2 protein-coding genes are annotated in these 1,065 nt (G+C 54.4%); both read right to left on the bottom strand.

Annotated features, from left to right (window positions below; all coding sequences use genetic code 11):
- The coding region (locus tag HK24_RS05575) for a multidrug efflux SMR transporter (RefSeq protein WP_233126127.1) at window positions 1–160 on the bottom strand (160 nt) is incomplete at its 3' end.
- Between the two features lie 136 nt (window positions 161–296).
- The coding region (locus tag HK24_RS05570) for a Hint domain-containing protein (protein ID WP_198942067.1) at window positions 297–1,065 on the bottom strand (769 nt) is incomplete at its 5' end.

Here is a 1,065-nt window from a genome sequence, read left to right as displayed (position 1 = left end):
GAATGTCTCTGAGGGCCATCGAAAGACAGTAAAAAGCGACGAGATAGCCAAGACCGAGAACAGCTGTCGGAATAAGATGCGTGAAGCCCTCGGATGCCTTGAGAAGCGAAGTTGCGATGATTTCCGCGACAATGGCAATACCGAGATAAAGAAGGCTCATGGCTGCATCATGAGCGGAATCTCCTCAGGAATTAAAGGCTGACCAGTATCCGGAAGCCTTTAATTCCCAATCACCCAACTTTTAATTGTCACAACCGTACCCTGGCGATTTTCACATCGCCAGGGCCTGACGCCGGTCAGGCGTGGAGCGCGCTCTTCTCAAAGGCTGTGTCAGCCAAGAGATATGGACCTCCGGCATGAATCTGGAGTGCCATAAGGGCAATACTACCGAGCGGACGTCGACCCAGATCCAGATGGGCGGATCCATCCGTCCAGCGCATCGTACTGTCTTCAACATTGTTCCAACCCGACAGATCCGCCTGATGAAGATACGCAGTCAGGGTCGTCGTCGCGTTGCCTTCGTAGAGCTTCACGTCTCCCACCAGCACGCCAAGTGTGCGACGATCATCGACAAAAGGCCCCACAACGTCACAGGGACGGCTGGCATTGGAAACAATCCGGACGCTTTTAACACCGGCAGGAATCATGAACATCACCCGACCATTGTGTTCCCGGATCTGGTGGAGTACCGCACCTGTATCAGTCACAAGGTGCAAGTCGCTGTCATAGGTCAGAGGCTGGGGGGCGGTTTGTACCGGGCAGTTCTGCTCCTTGGCACGACCTTCAATCTGACGGTAAATCGGCTCGACGGCTTCACGCGACACGGTGAGAGGAGCCGCGGCATCATCCCAGGAGAGATCACGGCTGAGAGGGATGGAGACGACAGCGTTATTTTGACGGAAAGCGCGACGGTTTCCGGTATCGAGATAACTCTCCGTCAACATACCATCAGCCATGATGACGGAGTGATCAGCGGTTTCGATGTGATAGTAGTCGTAAGACGTGATCGAGGTGTCATAGAAGATCGAACGACCGTTTACGAGCATCCGGGCCGGCACGAACTTG

Origin of the sequence: Gluconobacter sp. DsW_058 (assembly GCF_002153615.1) — a bacterium.
Taxonomy (GTDB): domain Bacteria; phylum Pseudomonadota; class Alphaproteobacteria; order Acetobacterales; family Acetobacteraceae; genus Gluconobacter; species Gluconobacter cerinus.
Note: the sequence above shows the minus strand (reverse complement) of the source record. Positions and strands in the feature narration are given on the sequence as shown.